At 61.1% G+C, this 15,922-nt stretch carries 16 protein-coding genes and 1 pseudogene; 11 read left to right on the top strand and 6 right to left on the bottom strand.

Going from position 1 to position 15,922, the window contains the following annotated elements; translation table 11 throughout:
* Positions 1–284: 284 nt before the first annotated feature.
* A complete protein-coding gene (locus IU452_RS20525) occupies positions 285–1,484 on the bottom strand; it encodes a DUF885 domain-containing protein (RefSeq protein ID WP_195110699.1) in 1,200 nt (399 codons plus the stop codon).
* Positions 1,485–1,623: 139 nt separating this feature from the next.
* On the opposite strand from IU452_RS20525, the gene coaA reads away from it, so the two are divergent.
* Entirely contained in the window at positions 1,624–2,556 is a 933-nt protein-coding gene (gene coaA / locus IU452_RS20520; protein ID WP_195110698.1) for a type I pantothenate kinase, read from the top strand.
* Between the two features lie 4 nt (positions 2,557–2,560).
* Here the strand turns inward: coaA and IU452_RS20515 are convergent, their stop codons facing one another.
* Positions 2,561–3,175 (bottom strand): hypothetical protein, encoded by a 615-nt coding sequence (locus IU452_RS20515; RefSeq protein ID WP_228818284.1) that lies wholly within the window; start codon positions 3,173–3,175, stop codon positions 2,561–2,563.
* A gap of 47 nt (positions 3,176–3,222) precedes the next feature.
* Positions 3,223–4,002 carry an isoprenyl transferase gene (locus tag IU452_RS20510; protein ID WP_195110697.1) on the bottom strand — a complete coding sequence of 260 codons (780 nt, stop codon included), beginning with the start codon at positions 4,000–4,002 and terminating at the stop codon, positions 3,223–3,225.
* A gap of 386 nt (positions 4,003–4,388) precedes the next feature.
* On the opposite strand from IU452_RS20510, the pseudogene IU452_RS20505 reads away from it, so the two are divergent.
* From IU452_RS20505 to IU452_RS20490, 4 genes and pseudogenes are all read left to right on the top strand, one after another.
* A pseudogene (locus IU452_RS20505) lies at positions 4,389–4,607 on the top strand (hemolysin III family protein); the annotation flags it as partial.
* Positions 4,608–4,644: 37 nt separating this feature from the next.
* The gene (locus IU452_RS20500; RefSeq protein WP_195110696.1) at positions 4,645–6,036 is read left to right on the top strand and encodes a recombinase family protein; all 1,392 of its coding nucleotides are present in this window, start codon (positions 4,645–4,647) and stop codon (positions 6,034–6,036) included.
* A complete protein-coding gene (locus IU452_RS20495) occupies positions 6,008–6,328 on the top strand; it encodes a hypothetical protein (RefSeq protein WP_195110695.1) in 321 nt (106 codons plus the stop codon). The genes IU452_RS20500 and IU452_RS20495 overlap by 29 nt, the downstream gene beginning before the upstream one ends.
* Before the next feature lie 378 nt (positions 6,329–6,706).
* Positions 6,707–7,072, top strand: coding sequence for a histone-like nucleoid-structuring protein Lsr2 (locus IU452_RS20490; protein WP_195110694.1), 366 nt, complete (start codon positions 6,707–6,709; stop codon positions 7,070–7,072).
* A 166-nt stretch (positions 7,073–7,238) separates the two neighbouring features.
* Here IU452_RS20490 and trhA read toward each other — a convergent pair whose 3' ends face one another.
* Positions 7,239–7,916: a PAQR family membrane homeostasis protein TrhA gene (gene trhA / locus IU452_RS20485; RefSeq protein WP_195110803.1), complete on the bottom strand. Its 678-nt coding sequence runs from the start codon at positions 7,914–7,916 to the stop codon at positions 7,239–7,241.
* 497 nt (positions 7,917–8,413) lie between these two features.
* On the opposite strand from trhA, the gene IU452_RS20480 reads away from it, so the two are divergent.
* Positions 8,414–8,920 carry a DUF732 domain-containing protein gene (locus tag IU452_RS20480; protein ID WP_195110693.1) on the top strand — a complete coding sequence of 169 codons (507 nt, stop codon included), beginning with the start codon at positions 8,414–8,416 and terminating at the stop codon, positions 8,918–8,920.
* Positions 8,921–9,060: 140 nt separating this feature from the next.
* Here the strand turns inward: IU452_RS20480 and IU452_RS20475 are convergent, their stop codons facing one another.
* Both IU452_RS20475 and IU452_RS20470 read right to left on the bottom strand, forming a co-directional pair.
* Positions 9,061–9,783, bottom strand: coding sequence for a 5-formyltetrahydrofolate cyclo-ligase (locus tag IU452_RS20475; protein WP_195110692.1), 723 nt, complete (start codon positions 9,781–9,783; stop codon positions 9,061–9,063).
* A gap of 11 nt (positions 9,784–9,794) precedes the next feature.
* Entirely contained in the window at positions 9,795–11,012 is a 1,218-nt protein-coding gene (locus IU452_RS20470) for a hypothetical protein (RefSeq protein WP_228818282.1), read from the bottom strand.
* Between the two features lie 740 nt (positions 11,013–11,752).
* Between IU452_RS20470 and IU452_RS20465 the strand changes: the two genes are divergently transcribed.
* From IU452_RS20465 to IU452_RS20445, 5 genes are all read left to right on the top strand, one after another.
* The gene (locus tag IU452_RS20465; protein WP_195110690.1) at positions 11,753–12,751 is read left to right on the top strand and encodes an NAD-dependent epimerase/dehydratase family protein; all 999 of its coding nucleotides are present in this window, start codon (positions 11,753–11,755) and stop codon (positions 12,749–12,751) included.
* Complete coding sequence (locus tag IU452_RS39550; RefSeq protein ID WP_195110689.1) at positions 12,738–13,307, top strand: NUDIX hydrolase; 570 nt, start codon at positions 12,738–12,740, stop codon at positions 13,305–13,307. The genes IU452_RS20465 and IU452_RS39550 overlap by 14 nt, the downstream gene beginning before the upstream one ends.
* A 356-nt stretch (positions 13,308–13,663) precedes the next feature.
* Positions 13,664–14,026: a hypothetical protein gene (locus tag IU452_RS20455; protein WP_195110688.1), complete on the top strand. Its 363-nt coding sequence runs from the start codon at positions 13,664–13,666 to the stop codon at positions 14,024–14,026.
* Positions 14,027–14,056: 30 nt separating this feature from the next.
* Positions 14,057–14,575 carry a hypothetical protein gene (locus tag IU452_RS20450; RefSeq protein ID WP_195110687.1) on the top strand — a complete coding sequence of 173 codons (519 nt, stop codon included), beginning with the start codon at positions 14,057–14,059 and terminating at the stop codon, positions 14,573–14,575.
* 80 nt (positions 14,576–14,655) lie between these two features.
* Positions 14,656–15,783 (top strand): hypothetical protein, encoded by a 1,128-nt coding sequence (locus IU452_RS20445; RefSeq protein WP_195110686.1) that lies wholly within the window; start codon positions 14,656–14,658, stop codon positions 15,781–15,783.
* The last annotated feature ends 139 nt before the right edge of the window (positions 15,784–15,922 follow it).

The following is a 15,922-nucleotide window of genomic DNA, read 5'->3' as shown; positions in this document are numbered from 1 at the left end:
CGGCCGCCGCACACCCGAACGGTGCTCCCTCTCGCATGTCGGCGGTGCTGACCTGCGTCGAACAGTGTCGAACGGGACATCCGACCCGGTTATAGCAGACACTGTCGCAGAGTAAGGTGTATCACATCCCTCACGCGCGGAACATCGTGCGCCAGTTGATCTTTCGAGGTGCCGTCATGTACGTGGCTTCTCCCCCCAGCCTGTTCCAACAGCTGATCCTGGTCCTCACCACCATCTATTGCTCGACACTCGGCTGCCCCCGCCTGACCTGAGCGGCCGGCGCCTCAGAGCATCCGCCGAACGGCGCCCGGAGTGAGCGGCTCGTCCAGCAATCGCCGGAACCGCTCGGCCCGCTCGTCGGCATCGGCCGCGCGATAGAGCCACCCGCCGAGCAGGCGGTAGCCCTCCACATAGGTGCTGATGTAGGCCCGCCACAGCGGCGAGGACAGAAACCGCAGCGACTGACGCGCCCGCTCCGGCGTGGTCAGACCCCAGCGCTGCAGGAATTCGGCGACCTCGTCGGCATCGCGGCCGCGGTCGTGCAGCAGCAGCGCCGCATCCTGGCGAACGCCCAGCAGCTTGGCCGAGGTGGTCGAAAGCCGCTCGGCGCGTTCACCGTCGAACCGCAGGCCCAGATCGGCGTAGATCTCCTGGGCCCAGGTGCCCCACCCCGGGCCGACCAACGACTTCAGCGCCAGATCGGCCAGGCCCTCCGCCATCAGGCACTGCGGGGTGTTGACCAGGAACAGGGTCTGTTCGTCGTGCCCGGCCGCGACCAGCCCGGCCTCCTTGCGGCAGTGCTCGGTGTGGTGGCCCGGATAGGCCTCGTGAGCGATGAGTACCGGCAGATGGGCCATGTGCTGTTTGAGATCGGAGTTGATCGCCACCCGGGAGCGGTAGTTGCCCAGGTAGTAGTTGAAACCCGACCAGGGTTTGTCGCCGACCACCTCGTAGTCCACCCGCTCGTGATCGGGCAGCTGATAGCGGTCCCGCACCAGTTCCCGCAGGGCACTCGAGAACGCCTCCACGCAGGCGCGCAGCCGCTCCGGGGGAATCTCGTCGGCCTTGCGGTGGGCGGTCACCCGCTCCAGCAGCGTCCCCTCACCGGGCAGCACCTCGTCCATCCGGCGGTGGGCGTCACGATAGTCCTCGATGTCGCCGGGGGCGATCTCGACATCGAAGTAGGCCCGCACCTCGTCGATGAACGAGATCTGCTCCCCGGCGAACTTGCGGCCCGAGCACTCCATCGCCCGCAGGTGCACGTCGAGGAATTCGGTGCGCTCCGGCGGCAGTCCCGCCTGTGGTAGCTCCTTGCGCAAAGCCGCTGCCTGCGTGGCCAACTCACGCGGCTGGGGTGTCGGGGCATCCTCGGTGGCCCGGCGTAGGGCCGGATCACCGGTATAAGCGTCGACGAAGCCGGGTTCGAGGCGGTCGAATGCCAATCCCAGCCGCAGGTATTCGGTCACGAGCGGATGCGCTTGCATGACATCCGACGATAGCTGAGAGAAATGTCACTGAAGGTTACCCGTGAGTAATCACACCCGGTGTGCAACGGCCCCTTGACCGCGAGGACAATTCGCCTATGCGAGGACTGTCTGCGGGGTCGACTCTGGGGCGTGGGTAGTGGGGCGGATGAGCGAGCCGAGTCCCTATGTGGAATTCGATCGGAAACAGTGGCGCACACTGCGCAAATCGACTCCGCTGGTCCTCACCGAGGAAGAACTGATCGGACTGCGCGGCCTGGGCGAGCAGATCGACCTCGAGGAAGTCGCCGAGGTCTATCTGCCCCTGGCTCGGCTCATCCACTTGCAGGTGGCCGCTCGTCAGCGCCTGTTCGCCGCCACCGCAACCTTTCTCGGCGAAACTCATCCCGACCATCAGGTGCCCTTCGTGATCGGCATCGCGGGCAGTGTGGCCGTCGGCAAATCCACGACCGCCCGCGTCCTGCAGGCGCTGCTCGCGCGATGGGACCATCACCCCCGGGTGGATCTGGTCACCACCGACGGATTCCTCTATCCGACAGCCGAACTGACCCGCCGCGGCATCATGCATCGCAAGGGTTTCCCGGAGAGCTACGACCGGCGCAAACTGCTGCGTTTCGTCACCGAGGTGAAATCCGGGTCGCCCGAGGTATGCGCCCCGGTGTATTCACACATCCGCTACGACATCGTGCCGGGTGAGTTCCATTGCGTACGTCAACCCGACATCCTCATCATGGAGGGGCTCAACGTCCTGCAGACCGGCCCCCGGCTCATGGTGTCGGACCTGTTCGATTTCTCCATCTACGTCGATGCGCGCATCGAGGACATCGAACAGTGGTATATCAACCGCTTTCTCACCCTGCGCAAGACCGCATTCGCGGATCCGAATTCGCATTTCCACCACTACTCGAAGTTCACCGATAAAGAGGCCACCATCACCGCGCAGGACATCTGGAACTCCACCAACCGCCCCAACCTGGTGGAGAACATCCTGCCCACCCGCCCCCGCGCCACCCTGGTCCTGCGCAAGGACTCCGACCACAGCATCAACCGAATCCGCCTGCGCAAGTTGTAATTCGCTAGATCTTCCAGGCGGCATCGAGCCGGGCGGCCACGTCGATATCCCGCACCGCGGCGATATGCGGCTTGCGGATCTCCTTGGCGATGTAACGGGCCACGAAACGACGGATCTCGTGATCGACACCGGCCAGCACGCGCACCAATTCCGCCCGGCGAGTGTCGGTGGCGACATTGATGCGGACGTCGCCGCTGCGGGGCTCGGCGATATCGATGATCACCCGCAGGGGTTCGGCGGTGCGGACGGTCAGATGCAGGTGCACATTTCCGTCGACCTCGTAGCGATGTTTGTCGAGGGCCAGATCCAGCGTCAGTTCCACGCTCAGCGGGATCACCAACTCGAAGGTGATGTGCTTGCCGAGCTCCCGCACCAGCGTCGGCTCCCCCAACTGCACCTGGGCCGATACCTTGGCCAACCGCCCGGGCCCCGCGCCGATCGGGCCGAAATCGAAAGCGGTACCGGTCAATTGGGTGAAGGCACCGGCAACGCGCTGTTCCGAGGCGGCATATTCCAGAAAGCGCCGCCCGAATTCCTCATAGCTGATGAACGACGGCGACTGCTCCCGCGCGTCCTGGATCTCCGCCGTGCCACGCTGCCCGGCCTGGAACTCGTTCATGTCCGCGACGGTACGCCGGAGAAGCCTCCGGCAAGGCCATGATCAGGCTAGATTCCGTAACGTCTGTGGCGGGCGGCGTAGTCGCGCAGGGCGCGCAGGAAGTCGACGCGGCGGAACTCCGGCCAGTAGGCCTCGGTGAACCAGATCTCGGAGTAGGCGCTCTGCCACAGCAGGAACCCGGACAGGCGCTGCTCGCCGGACGTGCGGATGACCAGGTCCGGATCCGGCTGTCCGGAGGTGTACAGATGCTGGCCGATGGCATTGACGGTGATCGACTGCACCAGATCCTCGCCGGTCTCCCCCGCCGCCATCTCCTGGCGCACCAATGAGCGGACCGCGTCGGCGATCTCCTGGCGACCGCCGTAGCCGATCGCGACATTGACGTGCACCCCGTTGCGGCCGTGGGTCTCGTCGGCCGCCTTCTGCATGCGCCGGGCCACCTCGCCGGGCAACCCGTCCAGCGAACCGACGATGCGCACACTCCAGTTCCGCTCCGGGGCCGACAGCTCCTCGACGACGTCGGGGATCACCTCGAACAGGGTCTCCAGCTCGTCCGCGCCGCGGTTGAGATTCTCGGTGGACAGCAGGTAGACCGTCACCATCTCGATGCCCTCGGCCTGACACCAGCCGACCAGCTCGGCGATCTTCAGCGCGCCCACCCGGTGGCCATGGCTGACATCGGTGAACCCGTTCTCCCGCGCCCAGCGGCGATTACCGTCGCACACCACGGCGACGTGGCGTGGATGTTGTTTGCCCACCAGCTGTTTCGACAGCCGTGCCTCGTAAATGCGATAGGGCAGGCTACGCACCCGACTAGCAATCTCCACGGCGCCCCACCCTACGCCTGCCCGCCACGCTGGCCCGCCTCCCCGCGCCTTAGGCCGTACAAGTTGGGTGCCGCTCGGGTTGGTCGTAGGTCCTGCGTGAGCGACTGGTTGGGTTTTGGGCGTGCCCGGTGAGTTACCCATGTGCTTACGAAATCTGTTGTTGCGTTTGGAGGTCCTATGGCGATCTGACCTGCAGGTTGTATGTCGTCGGGGACGGCGTGGACGCTACATGCGGCGTGCGTTGTGGATTCTGAGGAGAGCGGCTGGGGCGTAACTTACGGTACCGTAGGTTGCTCAGGAGGTGAGGCGTGGCCGAGAGGGTGGAGCCGGTGAATCCGGTGGTCGAAGTGCTGGATGAGTTGGCGGGGATTCCGGTCAAGCCGCGGATGCGGGGGTGGATTCATACCTATGCGGTGGGGATTGCCGCTGTGGGGGTGGCGGCGTTGGTGGGGGCCGCGGCCATGGTGTCGACGACTGCGGCGTGGTCGACGTTCGTGTATGGGGTGACCGTGTGTGGGGTGTTCGGGGTCAGTGCGGCCTATCACCGGGTGAATTGGGGTAGTGCGCGGGCTCGGATCCATATGAAGCGGGCCGATCACTCGGTAGGTTGATCATGTTATTGATCAACCGGCCAGGATGGTTATGGACAAGATTTACGGCATCTACTGCCGTATCAGTGAGGCAGACCCAGGGGACACAGCAGGCGTAGACCGGCAAGAGAAAGAGTGCCGGGCCCTCGTCGTTGAGCTTGGAGGCAAGGTCTACAAGGTCTATGTCGACAACGACATTTCAGCGTTCAGCGGCAAACATAGACCTCAGTACGAAGCCATGAAAGCCGACCTTGAAGCTGGACGTATCAACGGTGTCGTTGCATGGCACCCTGACCGGCTTTACCGCCGGAACACGGACCTTGAGCCACTGATCGACCTTTGCGAGCGAACCAAGGCAGACGTTAAGACCGTTACCGCAGGGGATCTCGACCTTGCCACGGCTTCCGGCCGAATGGTTGCCCGCATGCTGGGCGCAGCTTCCACCCATGAAGTCGAGCGCACCATCGAACGTATGCAAGCCGCCAAGAAGCAGGCTGCTCATCTTGGCAAGCCCCTCGGTGGCAAACGCCCGTTCGGGTTCCAAAGTGATCACATCGCACATGAGTTGGCGGAAGCGGACGCTATTGCCGATGGGACGCAGAAGATCATCAACGGCACGGGCAATCTGTACACAATCACACAGGAATGGCATACGGCAGGGCTGCGAGGCCCGACCGGTAAACCACTCACGCCCGCCGTCGTCAAGGGCATTCTGATTCGGTGGAGGAATGCGGGCCTCTCCACCTACAAGGGAGAAATTGTTGCCGAAGCCGTTTGGCAACCGATCGTTTCAGCGGAGGATGTGAAGGCAGTGAGAGCTGTGCTCGCGCAAAACCAGCGACTCAACAATGAGCCATGGAAGCGGAAGCGCATCGGGACTTCGGTCTACCTGTGCCACCACTGCGACGGGCCAACTGTTGTTGGTTCTCGGAAATGGAAGCACACGCGGAAGCGCGAACTTGGCACGGTCGAGTCTTATATGTGCGTTGAACGGTGTTTTCATCGGGCCGCAAAGCCTATCGACGACAAGGTTGAGGGTGCGGTGCTCGATGCCTTGGCGAAGGGCAGATTGCCCGCCCGCAAGGCCGATGACTCTGTGGACATCCGAGAGATCATCGCCAAGAAGACCGTTGCTCAGCGCAAGCTTGATGAGCTGACCGAGATGTTTGCTGAGGGCCTGATCGACAGCTCACAGCTTCGCTCCGGCACAGCGGTCATTCGAGCCCAACTAGCGGGCTACGACGAGCAGTTGGGTCTAGCGCGCGAGCTGGAATACCTCGATGGCCTGACTCTCAACGCGGACGACATCGCGTCAACGTGGGAGGGCCTGACACCGGAAGCCAAGGGCGCGGTTATCGACATGATGTGCGAGGTTCGCATCTCCAAGCCGCGCCCCCGTGGTCGCATCTTCGATAGTGAAACAGTGGAGATCATCTGGAAGTGATCGCGTTCCCGTTGCCAGCAAGACCGACGACAGAAAGTTGATAGGGATGATCGCCCGAACTTTCCGCCACGACAACCCGGCTCTCGATTACATCGAGGTCCGCGACAACGGGACTCTCGTTACGAAGTTCAGGGCCTACAGCAAGAAGGACCCGACAACCATCGCTGATCGAGCGCTGAAGGCCAACGGCTATCGGAAGGTGACGCAGTGGGACTACAACGCAGAGGGCCACATCGTTTGTGAGGTTGAGTACGAAGCACCTGAGGGCTTGGCCAAGCTCCTTCAGTTCTAACGAAGAGGACTGTTACGCCTGACCAATCGGAACAGTCCAGACATAAGGAAAGAGCCCCCCAGCATCGCTGGGGGGCTCTCCGCTGCTACGCGGCCAGAGTCTTGCGAACCATCTTCAGGACCAAAGTTCTTCCTCGCTAGCGGCAACGATGATCGACCGACAATGGCTCGCGGACAAGACTTTACCCCCTTGATGATCAACAAGAGGACCGTACCGGGGAAGACTTCGGCGGGAAGTGGTGTCGTCCGCCGACGGGGGCGGTGCACGACCGAGCTGATGGCCGCATCCTTAGCGTCGGCAGTCGCCTCAACGATCAACACCTAGTTTCTGAATGATAACAACTTGTCTTAGGGATCATCGCTGCGTACTCTCCGACCTATGGCAAATAAGACCATTATTGAGACTTACGACGATCTCACAGGCGACAAGATCAACATGGATATCGTTTCCGATCCCACCATCACCTTCATGGTGGACGGCGTGGAATACGAAATCGACCTCGGTGCCAAGAACCGCGACAAGTTCTATGCACTCGTGGAGCCATACACCAAAGTCGCCCGCAAGGTCGGTGGCCGACGAGGAAGCCGTAGGACTGGTAAAGCCGCCGCCGGTAGATCAAGCATACCCCGGGAACAACTCGGCGCCATGCGAGAGTGGGCCAAAAAGAACGGGTACAAGATCAGCGAACGGGGGAGGATTTCGCAGGAAGTCCAAGATGCCTTCCACGCAGCCAAAGGTAAGTAACTCCCAGGAACCAAGAAGGCCCCCAGCACCGAAGGGTGGAATGCTGGGGGCCTTCCCTATGCCTCTAGTTCTGCTGCCGGGTCGGCTTCTTACGGGCGTCTTTCACAGCCTGGAAGACACCGAACACAGTACCGAAAGTGCTGCCGCCCACCAGTTCTCGACGAGCTCAGGTCAGCAGCACCAGCCACACTGCGATGTAATGGCACAGCGCCGCGACAACCGTTGCGGCATGGAAGAACTCGTGATGCCCGAACACCTCAGGCCACGGGTCCGGCCAACGCGAGGCGTACAGGACGCCACCAACGCTGTAGGCGATCCCACCCGCGAGTAGCAGGATGACCGGGGCCCAGCCAACATTGTGGATAAGCGTTCCGGCAACGGGCACGATCGCCCAGCCCAACAGCAGATACAGCGGCACTCCAACCCAGCGCGGTGCGGTCGGCCACCGCATCTTCAAGATCACCCCCGCGAGCGCGCCCGCCCAAACGACCGCGAGCAGGACAACCCCGGAGTGGCCTCGGACTCCGAGTTGAGCGAACGGTGTGTAACTACCAGCAATGAAAAGAAAAATCATGCTGTGGTCAGCTCGTTTGGCGAGCAGCCTTGCACGACCCGTCCGCCAGTTCACACGGTGATACGTCGCGCTGACGCCGAAGACGCCGCATACCGTCACGCCGTACACGAGCGTTGACCAGGCCGCAGAGGCCGACACCGAGGCCGCGACTGCGACCAGCGCCACCACCGCGACAGCCGCTATGCCGACAGCCCAGGTGTGAATCCAGCCGCGCATACGTGGTTTGATCAGCGCGATTTCTTCCCGAACGGATTCGAGGGCGTCCGCCATCGAGGCGGAAGGCTGCACAGTGTCGGACACGGATTTACCTCCTCAGTAACTTACGGTACCGTAGGTTAGCGCGTGGGCATCCAGAGCGCCATCAGCGCCTTCTACAGCCCGGCCTGATGGCCGCTGAGTCAGCCTCGGTGGGAGCCTCACAAGCGGCGTGAGGTCCCGAGCAGCTATCGTGTAGTGCGCTCCTGTGGGGGCATGACCCCAGCTCTGCGCGAACCGATCCCCTTCCGGTTCGATGGATACGTCAGAGCTGGGGTCGTTGTGTGTCCGGGGCGGCTTCGATTGCCAGCGAAGAACTGCGGCTGTCTACTCGATGGCTGGCGGCCTCTGCCCTGGGCCCTCTAGCGCCGTTCGCTTCCGTGTGGAAGGTTGTGCTATGACTGGCTGAGCGGTCTATCGGGTGACCGCAAAGCCGAAGGGGGAGAACGGATCATGGCATATCCGTTTTCTGTATCGGCTCCGGTAAGCGCAACCAGAGGGGATGTAGGCGCGTGGTTCAGCCGCAGAATCAGATCAAGCAAAAGGGCTCTCGGGGGAAGCTTTTCAGGAATGTACTTGTGGGCGTGGCCGTCGTGCTGGTGATGGGGGTTATCGGCAATCTCGCTGATGACGACAAGAAGTCCGGCAAAGCTAGTGCAGTCGCTACGAGTACAGCACTTGCGGCCCCGACACCGGAAGGGGTTACCTCCACTACGACGGCAGCGGTGCCCACTGATCCGGCGCTTATGAGTGAAAGCGAGCTTCGGCAGTGGAAGATCAACCGGGACAATGCTTTTATTGAGAAGGTGTATGCGCTCGGGGTGCCTCAGAAGATGCAACGACAGGCGTTGATCAATGCCGGGTTGCGGGCGCAGGATGTCATGAAGTATGAGGGCGGTTCGGCGACAGACGCGGGTCTGGCGATCCTCCCGAAGGTGAATGGCGATATGGACACTGCCGCGAGTGTCGTGCAGGCGGCGATAGAGGTCTACTGCGGAGGCGTTTGCAAGGCCCACTAGCTAGCGGGCCACACGCACGCCCCCGTCGCTTGCATCGGTGTCGGTGCGGCGCAGGGGGACACGGCCACGAACAGCAATTTGGTTGGAGGGAGGTACTTCTTGTACCCGACTTCGCAATAGTCGACACCTTGCAGTGTCGATCAGCGTCGGCGTGACGCCCTTCGCGCGGCGAGCGCCGGAATTGCGCCGATCTTCTCGGACGGTAGAGACTCCCACAAGAGACCATTCGGGCGGCGAGGTTCATCGCACCAGATCACCTCTTGCGGCGTCACGATCAAATCCATACGGAAGTCGTGTTCCGCTTCGGGGATTGGCTCATCAATTACTTGGAGCTGGTGGACAGTCGTCACAATAATGGTGTCCTCGCCAATTAAGCCCGCCTCTTGAAGTATCGCCAGCTCGATATCTGAGTAGCCAGCTCCCTTCCCCAGCCGAGCACCGTGGCGGTTTACGGCGACACTGCCGAGTACAACCATTTCGACCGGGCTGATCTCGTCCACATCCACGGTGCGGGCTACCTGCGCTGCTACGTCCTTCTTCGCTGCTTCTACGGGAGGCGCGGGAAGCGTGGTCGGGTCGAGCAGGTAGAAGGGCTTCTGTGTGGCGAGTCGAGGAACCGCCATATATACGAGCTTTCCTTCCCGCAACGCACGGACCCGGACTGGCAGTTGCGCGGTGTCGGGAACCGTTTTGATGACCCGCGCGGCATCCCATGCAGATAGCTCGGCCAGGCGGTCAGCGGCCTTATCGGCACCGATGAACGCCGGTATGCGTCGGCTCGCGCCGGGCGGTACGGCATGCTCGCGCTCAAGAAGCGTCCAGATGTGTTCCCGTACAGCTTGTTTCGCCAGGTTGGTATCCACTTCAACGCTCCTCACGTGGTGGCCATCAGTGCTAGCACACGGTCGTAAACATCCTGCACCGCAGAGATGTTCCGGAAGGGGCGCAGTTCACGACACGCACCGAACACGATGTTCAGACCCGCGCCACCGCGTGTCTGTTCAACGATGTCGATCGCTCTATGCAAGACGTTCGCACCTTCATCAAGTTCGTGTTGTCGGATGTGAGCCAACGCCAGGTTTCCGAGGATGATAGCCTGCGCCTTCGGACTACCGAGAGTATCGGCAGCGGTACGCTCCAAAATCAATTGTGCCCGTTTGGAACTACCGAGAAACAAGTAGCAAGAGCCAGCCAAACGGCCGCACTCGCTCACCGAGAACAAGCCCAACGAGGATTCGGCCGGCGTGATGCGCTCGAAGCAACGCTCCGCTGTGTTCAAAGCCTTCTCGCAGTCGATTCGTCGGCCTAGCATGGCGAGCGCTTCGGCTCGGTGAAGCCATGCCATTCCGGCAAGTTCACCGCTGGCTTTGTGGACCGTATCGGCTACCTGGGTGGTCAGCTTCAGGCCATCGGACGGATTCTTTTCGCCGTAGAGGGCGATATAGCTTTGCCTCAGGAGGGCTTGGCTTTCCGCGATTGGATCACCCAGTTGCCTTGCGGCCGAAATCGCCTGCTCAAGATACCGATTCGCCGTTATGTTGTCTCGCCGCTGGGACGCATCCCAGACGAGCCGACTCATGAACGTAGCGCTTTGGGCCTCGGCCGCGAGCAGAGCACGGCGAACGGGCTCTCCCGACCCTTGCGCCAAGAGCAACTGCACCTGACCGAGGTACTGCCCGGCTTGGGCGAGCAACGATGTTGACGGTTTGCTGCGGTAGCTCTCGTTCAGGTCATATACACGGCTTCGTAGCAGATCGACGGCTGCCAGGTCGACGGCCGCGCGACCTCGGGAAAGTTTGTCTTCTCTCTTGCCCGTCCGGCTGGCTATTCGTCGTCGTGGCTCGACGCCGCCTCTGATACCTGCCAAGGCGGACTGGAACCGCGCTCGTTGGCTGTCGTCCAGCCGTTGCAGCAACGTATCCATGCCTGCGGCGAACTCGCCCGAGAGAGTGATCGTGGCTCCGCGGCCTTCCCATTTCTGGATAGCACCCTTAGAGAAGCCGGACAGAGCCGCGAGTTCCGGACGGGTAAGGCGAAGCGCCTCCGTACGTAGCAATAGCACCTCAACACCGGTCCATCTGGTCACGATCATCGTGTCTGCCGTCCCCGTGCAGGCTTGCAACTTACTCGTGAGCGTAGTTCTTCCGTAGCAGTCGCGGGGTTCTCTGGCGCACACCCCTGCGCGATGCTCATGCCAGGCCCCGACGCCGGGATGATCACCGCGTCGATTTCCCCGACGTCGGGTGCCGTACCAATGACCGGATCGAATGACGGCAGGGGTGGACACGGTGGGGTTCAACTGGTGGCGAGACAACACCGTCGAACCGGAGCAACCGAGCGTGAGCGTGCAGGAGGTTCACGATCGAATCCAACGCGAGTCAGAAGTTCAGGCCAGCGCAGTCGGTTGGTGGCACGAGCCACCTTACGAACCGCTCACAGTCCCGCAGGCGCACCGAATCATGCAGCAGCACAGGGAATGCCAGACAGATGGGTGTCCCCGCAAAGCGGCGGCATGGCGAACGTTGGTCGAGTCCGGGAGGGTCAAGCCCGACAGCGGCCGGGCCCACTGAGACGTTCCGCGCCGCCATGATAGCCAGCCATCCTTGTCGAAACCCGTCCGGCACAACTGGTTATCGCCTCTCTTGCGCACCTAAGAGGATCGGCGGTGCGGCACGGGAAAAGAATCTCAACGACATCGGAAGGCGGCGTCACATGGCCCGACCAGAAGATGACGCCGCAGCGGATCAGCAGCACGGCGGAGCCGTCGACCTGGCCCACGCTGCCTCCCGAAAGTTTAAGGTACCGAACGCAACTGGAAGAGGATGATTTCAAATGATAGCCAGTCATGCGGAACCGTCTCGATTTCTGATAACCGGTGCAGCTGGGTTCATTGGCCGCCATCTCGCGGTTGCTCTCGAAGCGCGGGGGAATGAGGTCGTAGGAATTGACAACATGTCGGTTGAGCAGCTACAGGAATACGGAGGCGCGTGCCTGGTCGTGAAAGACGTACACGACCTCAGCCACGATGACCTTGCCGGGGTGGACATAGTTGTCCATCTCGCCAGCGCGAAGAATGTCCCCCGGTCGTTCGGTGAGCCACAGACTTACGCCTCGAATGCCTCGATGGCCCTACATCTGCTCAAAACCGCTCACACAGCGGGCGTTTCGCGCGTGTTGATCGGCAGTACGTGCGAGGTGTACGGCGACCAGGGAGGCGGACCGCTGCCCGAAGCGTTGCCGGTGTTTCCTCGCTCGCCATATGCCGCATCCAAGGCAGCGATGGAGATGGCCGCCCGTGTCTACCAGTTGGCGCACAAAGAGGCCGGAAGCCCTGGGATAACCATTGTTCGGATCTTCAATGTGTACGGCCCAGGTGAACGCGCCGACGCGCTGATCCCTTCGTTCTGTCACGCTGCCTTGAATTTTGGACGCCTGCCCATCGAAGGTCATGGGCGGCAGCGCCGTGACTTCACCTTCATCGACGACGCCGTAGACGACTTGATCACCGCCCTGCCGTCCAGTCGAAACGTGCTCAACCTCGGATGCGGAACAACGGCCTCGGTGCTGGAGATCGCCGAGCTGGTGCGCGGACACGTCTCGGGTGTCACAATCGAGCACCATGCCGAGCGTCCGAACGAGATTGCATCGTTCCGTTCCAATCGGGGATGCAAGGAGTGCCGATCCAGGATCGGACTCGGCGAAGGCATCGGCCGGACCGTGGCATGGTGGCGTCGCCAAATCGCCGACAATCCGCGGTTCGGTGACCGCGACTCCATAGCCGTCCAAAAGTACTCAGCAACGGAACCGAAAGAAGAAAATGTCCATTCCTGAATTCGTCAGCGAACTGCGGGCCGCCGTTGGGCCTAGTCATCTCCTGTGGCTGCCAGGTATCAATGCCGTCGTAATCAACGACGAGGGCCAAGTCTTGCTGCAACGCCGGAGTGAGGATAGCTGTTGGAGCATCTTGTCGGGGATTGTTGAGCCCGGGGAGCATCCGGTTGCGGCAGTTTATCGTGAGGTGCACGAGGAGACTGGTGTCAGCGTCGAGGTAGAAAAGTTGACGAGTATTACTATTTCGCCGATACGCCACCACGCCAACGGCGATGTTGCCCAATATCTCGAAATGACGTTCCGGTGTCGTTGCGCCGTCGGGTCCGCTGCCGCACGGGTCAACGATGACGAGTCAGAGGCAATCAATTGGTTTCCACCCGACACACTTCCGGAAATGGATGACTTGATCCGTGCCCGGGTCCGACATGCCGTCAGTGGTTCCGACGAGGTGATGTACACCGACTCGTCGGGCTTGCCAGTGCAGCTCGCTCCAGCCGCTCACACCGCTACAAGCGCACCGAATCACGCAGCAGCACAAGGCTTGTCACCTCGATAGCTGTCCCCGCAAGCGTGCCGCGTGGCGGACGTTGGTTGATGCGGGGAGAGTCAAGCCCGACAGCAGCCGCACCTACTGAGAGATGTCCAGCACCGTCACGATGACCAGTCGCGCACATCTGGTCGTTCCCCGCGCCTGCGCGTGCGGAGGGGTCTGGCGGTGGGCCATAACGAGATTCGAAAGGGGGTGCACATGATCGGACCCGAAGACGACACCGCAGCCGATGAGTAGTTCGTGACTCACGCTGTGTAGCAACCGTTTTGGTCATCAAACAGTGCCCCTGGTCGGCCGGAATATGTGAGCCAACCTGCGTTGGCCGGGGGCATTGCGGACAACTTCATGAAGTCGGAAAGCTCATGCATACAACTACCGTGAAAGCCGAGGTCCGCTGCCTGGTGTGGATCGACAAGGCCCTCCACCTCCCGCATTTCGACGAACGGGTGAACGGCTGGGATGTTCGTACCTGCCGCGCGTATGCCAACAGGTACAGCCTGGTCGTGGCCCGAACTGTCGTCACGTCGGCCGAATGGCAGAATCCACCGTTGACCGTGCTGCGTGACCAACTGTGCGCCGACGAGATCGGAATCGTCGTGGTCCCCAACCTGATGCATATCGACCTGGATGAGGCGCGGACGTTCGCCGAGGTCCATTCGGCTACGAGCGGGACCGTGTACCCGCGCAAGGAGCTGACTACCTGTCGGTTCCAGCCGTTACAGTGACGACCAACCGACCGCAGAGGGGAGCTTGACGTGAGTGACGGCCAGATGGGCTTCAATATCGAAATTGATGAGAAGACACAAGGCTGGCTGGATTGGGTTTCACCACCTCGGCGTGCAGCGCAGGCACAGAAGTTCCTCCAGCGCGCCGGACTGCGCGACCTCCCAGCGGAGCCGTGGCCCGAGGGGGCGCCGGAGTTGGCCAGGCTGGATACCCTTGTCGCCGAGTTGTTTCCGGACATGTCCACCGCGATGGCACCCGAGAACGCCGATATCGCAGACGCTTTCATTTGTTTCATCGGGGAATGTTTCATCAAGTTCGCAGGCGCTGAATGGATAAACTACGAATGGTTCGGCCGTGACCATTCGTTCTACGACCACGTGAACCCCGCCCTGCGATTCGACACGGAAGACGAAGACATTGAAACCGCGTGGGGTTTGATGGACAGCATGATCGAATATCATCCCGAAGATTACGACGGCATGTTTTCGAAAATGGCTGCAATCATACGCGAATACGCCTCCTACCATGAAGAAAAACGGCAGGGGTAAACCCGTACCCATCAGGTGACGGTACACCCACCTGAAACCCTTCATAACCAAGACGCACACCTCGGGGGGTGGGATCAGTCATGCCGGATGGATACGATAGCGATCGCCACGACTACGATCCTAACCAACGTGGAAGAATATTCGAAAACGGCATCGAACGATACTTTCGCGACCGCCAGCGAGGGTACGTCCAGCAGTCTCGCATATACGAAACCACGCAGGGTCGAATCCGATTCGACCATGCGAAAGAAGACCGGGGCCGCACCTTCACTATTGAAGATAAGTCCGGCAGGATCGAGGGTAGGAAAGATGAGAAGCAGCTGAAAGCGGTGCGGGAGCTTATCGAGAAAGGTTTGATACAAGGGCATGTGTTGCGATCCGTCGAAGGTGAGACGGTATCGAAAGAGGCGCAGCGACTGATCGACGGATTGAAGCGGGATTTCCCAGACAAGTTCACACATCAGGTGATCACGCGAGATGAGGCCCGACAAGTTTGGGCGCTTGGCTTGGAGATGGAGCGCGGTCAACAACTTGAACTCCCAGGCGTCGGCGAGCTGGCCCGCCAAGCCGCAGAGAAGCAGCTGGCCCAACAAAAGCAGAAGGATCTAACGCTGGCCCAGTCCCTCGAAAAGGCGAAGCAGCAGGCCAAGGGGAAGGAAGCGCTCGCCAAAACCGTAGCGGAGAAGAATCAGCAGCTCGCGCAGGCTAAAGAGAACTTCCTCTTCATCGACCCGGCTGATGTCCAGCGCGCTCACGAGTCGACTAGCAATCAACTCAATAAGGTCCGGGAAGAGGAAAAAGCGCAGACCAAGTCTATGCTCTGGAGTATCGGCGTCACGGGTGAGCAAGCGAAGATCATGGAACAAATCCTGGCACAGAACCGCGAGAATCAACGCCAAGAGGTCACAAAAGGTATCGAGTCGATAGGACAGGTTGCCCAGCGTGAGGCGCAAGTCCAGGCGGCAAGAGAAGCCGCCGAAAAATATCAGCAGCAACAGATGCAGCTAGCCCAACAACGGGGCTATGCGCCGGAGTTGCAGGCGATTATGCAGATAATGAACCAAGGCAGGCCCGCGCCTAATGTCTCGATGCCTAGTGCCCCGACACAAACACCGAGTGTCGAGCGAGGCGGCCGGGCAGCGGAACGTGCGTTGGAGCTGGCGAGACAGCAAGAGATCAATAGGGGTCTCGATCCGAGGCAGAGATAATGGTTTTCTTTTCAAACTGGACGCATGCAGATTGCAGGGCATCGAACCGAAGGTTGCTTTCCTAGCGCGACCGGAACCGATGTGACCAGAGGCGCGTCAACATAGGCATGACCGATGAGCCGATCGAGTTCCAGCCCTA

The sequence above is a fragment of the Nocardia transvalensis genome (genome assembly GCF_015477765.1).
Lineage (GTDB): Bacteria > Actinomycetota > Actinomycetes > Mycobacteriales > Mycobacteriaceae > Nocardia > Nocardia transvalensis_A.
Note: the sequence above shows the minus strand (reverse complement) of the source record. Positions and strands in the feature narration are given on the sequence as shown.

Bases quoted from the DNA above. Each gene is read 5' to 3' on its own strand.
- IU452_RS20525 (WP_195110699.1), bottom strand. From the start codon at position 1,484: ATGCAAGCGCATCCGCTCGTGACCGAATACCTGCGGCTGGGATTGGCA.
- IU452_RS20515 (WP_228818284.1), bottom strand. From the start codon at position 3,175: ATGAACGAGTTCCAGGCCGGGCAGCGTGGCACGGCGGAGATCCAGGAC.
- IU452_RS20500 (WP_195110696.1), top strand. From the start codon at position 4,645: ATGGACAAGATTTACGGCATCTACTGCCGTATCAGTGAGGCAGACCCA.
- IU452_RS20490 (WP_195110694.1), top strand. From the start codon at position 6,707: ATGGCAAATAAGACCATTATTGAGACTTACGACGATCTCACAGGCGAC.
- trhA (WP_195110803.1), bottom strand. From the start codon at position 7,916: ATGGCGGACGCCCTCGAATCCGTTCGGGAAGAAATCGCGCTGATCAAA.
- IU452_RS20470 (WP_228818282.1), bottom strand. From the start codon at position 11,012: ATGATCGTGACCAGATGGACCGGTGTTGAGGTGCTATTGCTACGTACG.
- IU452_RS20465 (WP_195110690.1), top strand. From the start codon at position 11,753: ATGATAGCCAGTCATGCGGAACCGTCTCGATTTCTGATAACCGGTGCA.
- IU452_RS39550 (WP_195110689.1), top strand. From the start codon at position 12,738: ATGTCCATTCCTGAATTCGTCAGCGAACTGCGGGCCGCCGTTGGGCCT.
- IU452_RS20455 (WP_195110688.1), top strand. From the start codon at position 13,664: ATGCATACAACTACCGTGAAAGCCGAGGTCCGCTGCCTGGTGTGGATC.
- IU452_RS20445 (WP_195110686.1), top strand. From the start codon at position 14,656: ATGCCGGATGGATACGATAGCGATCGCCACGACTACGATCCTAACCAA.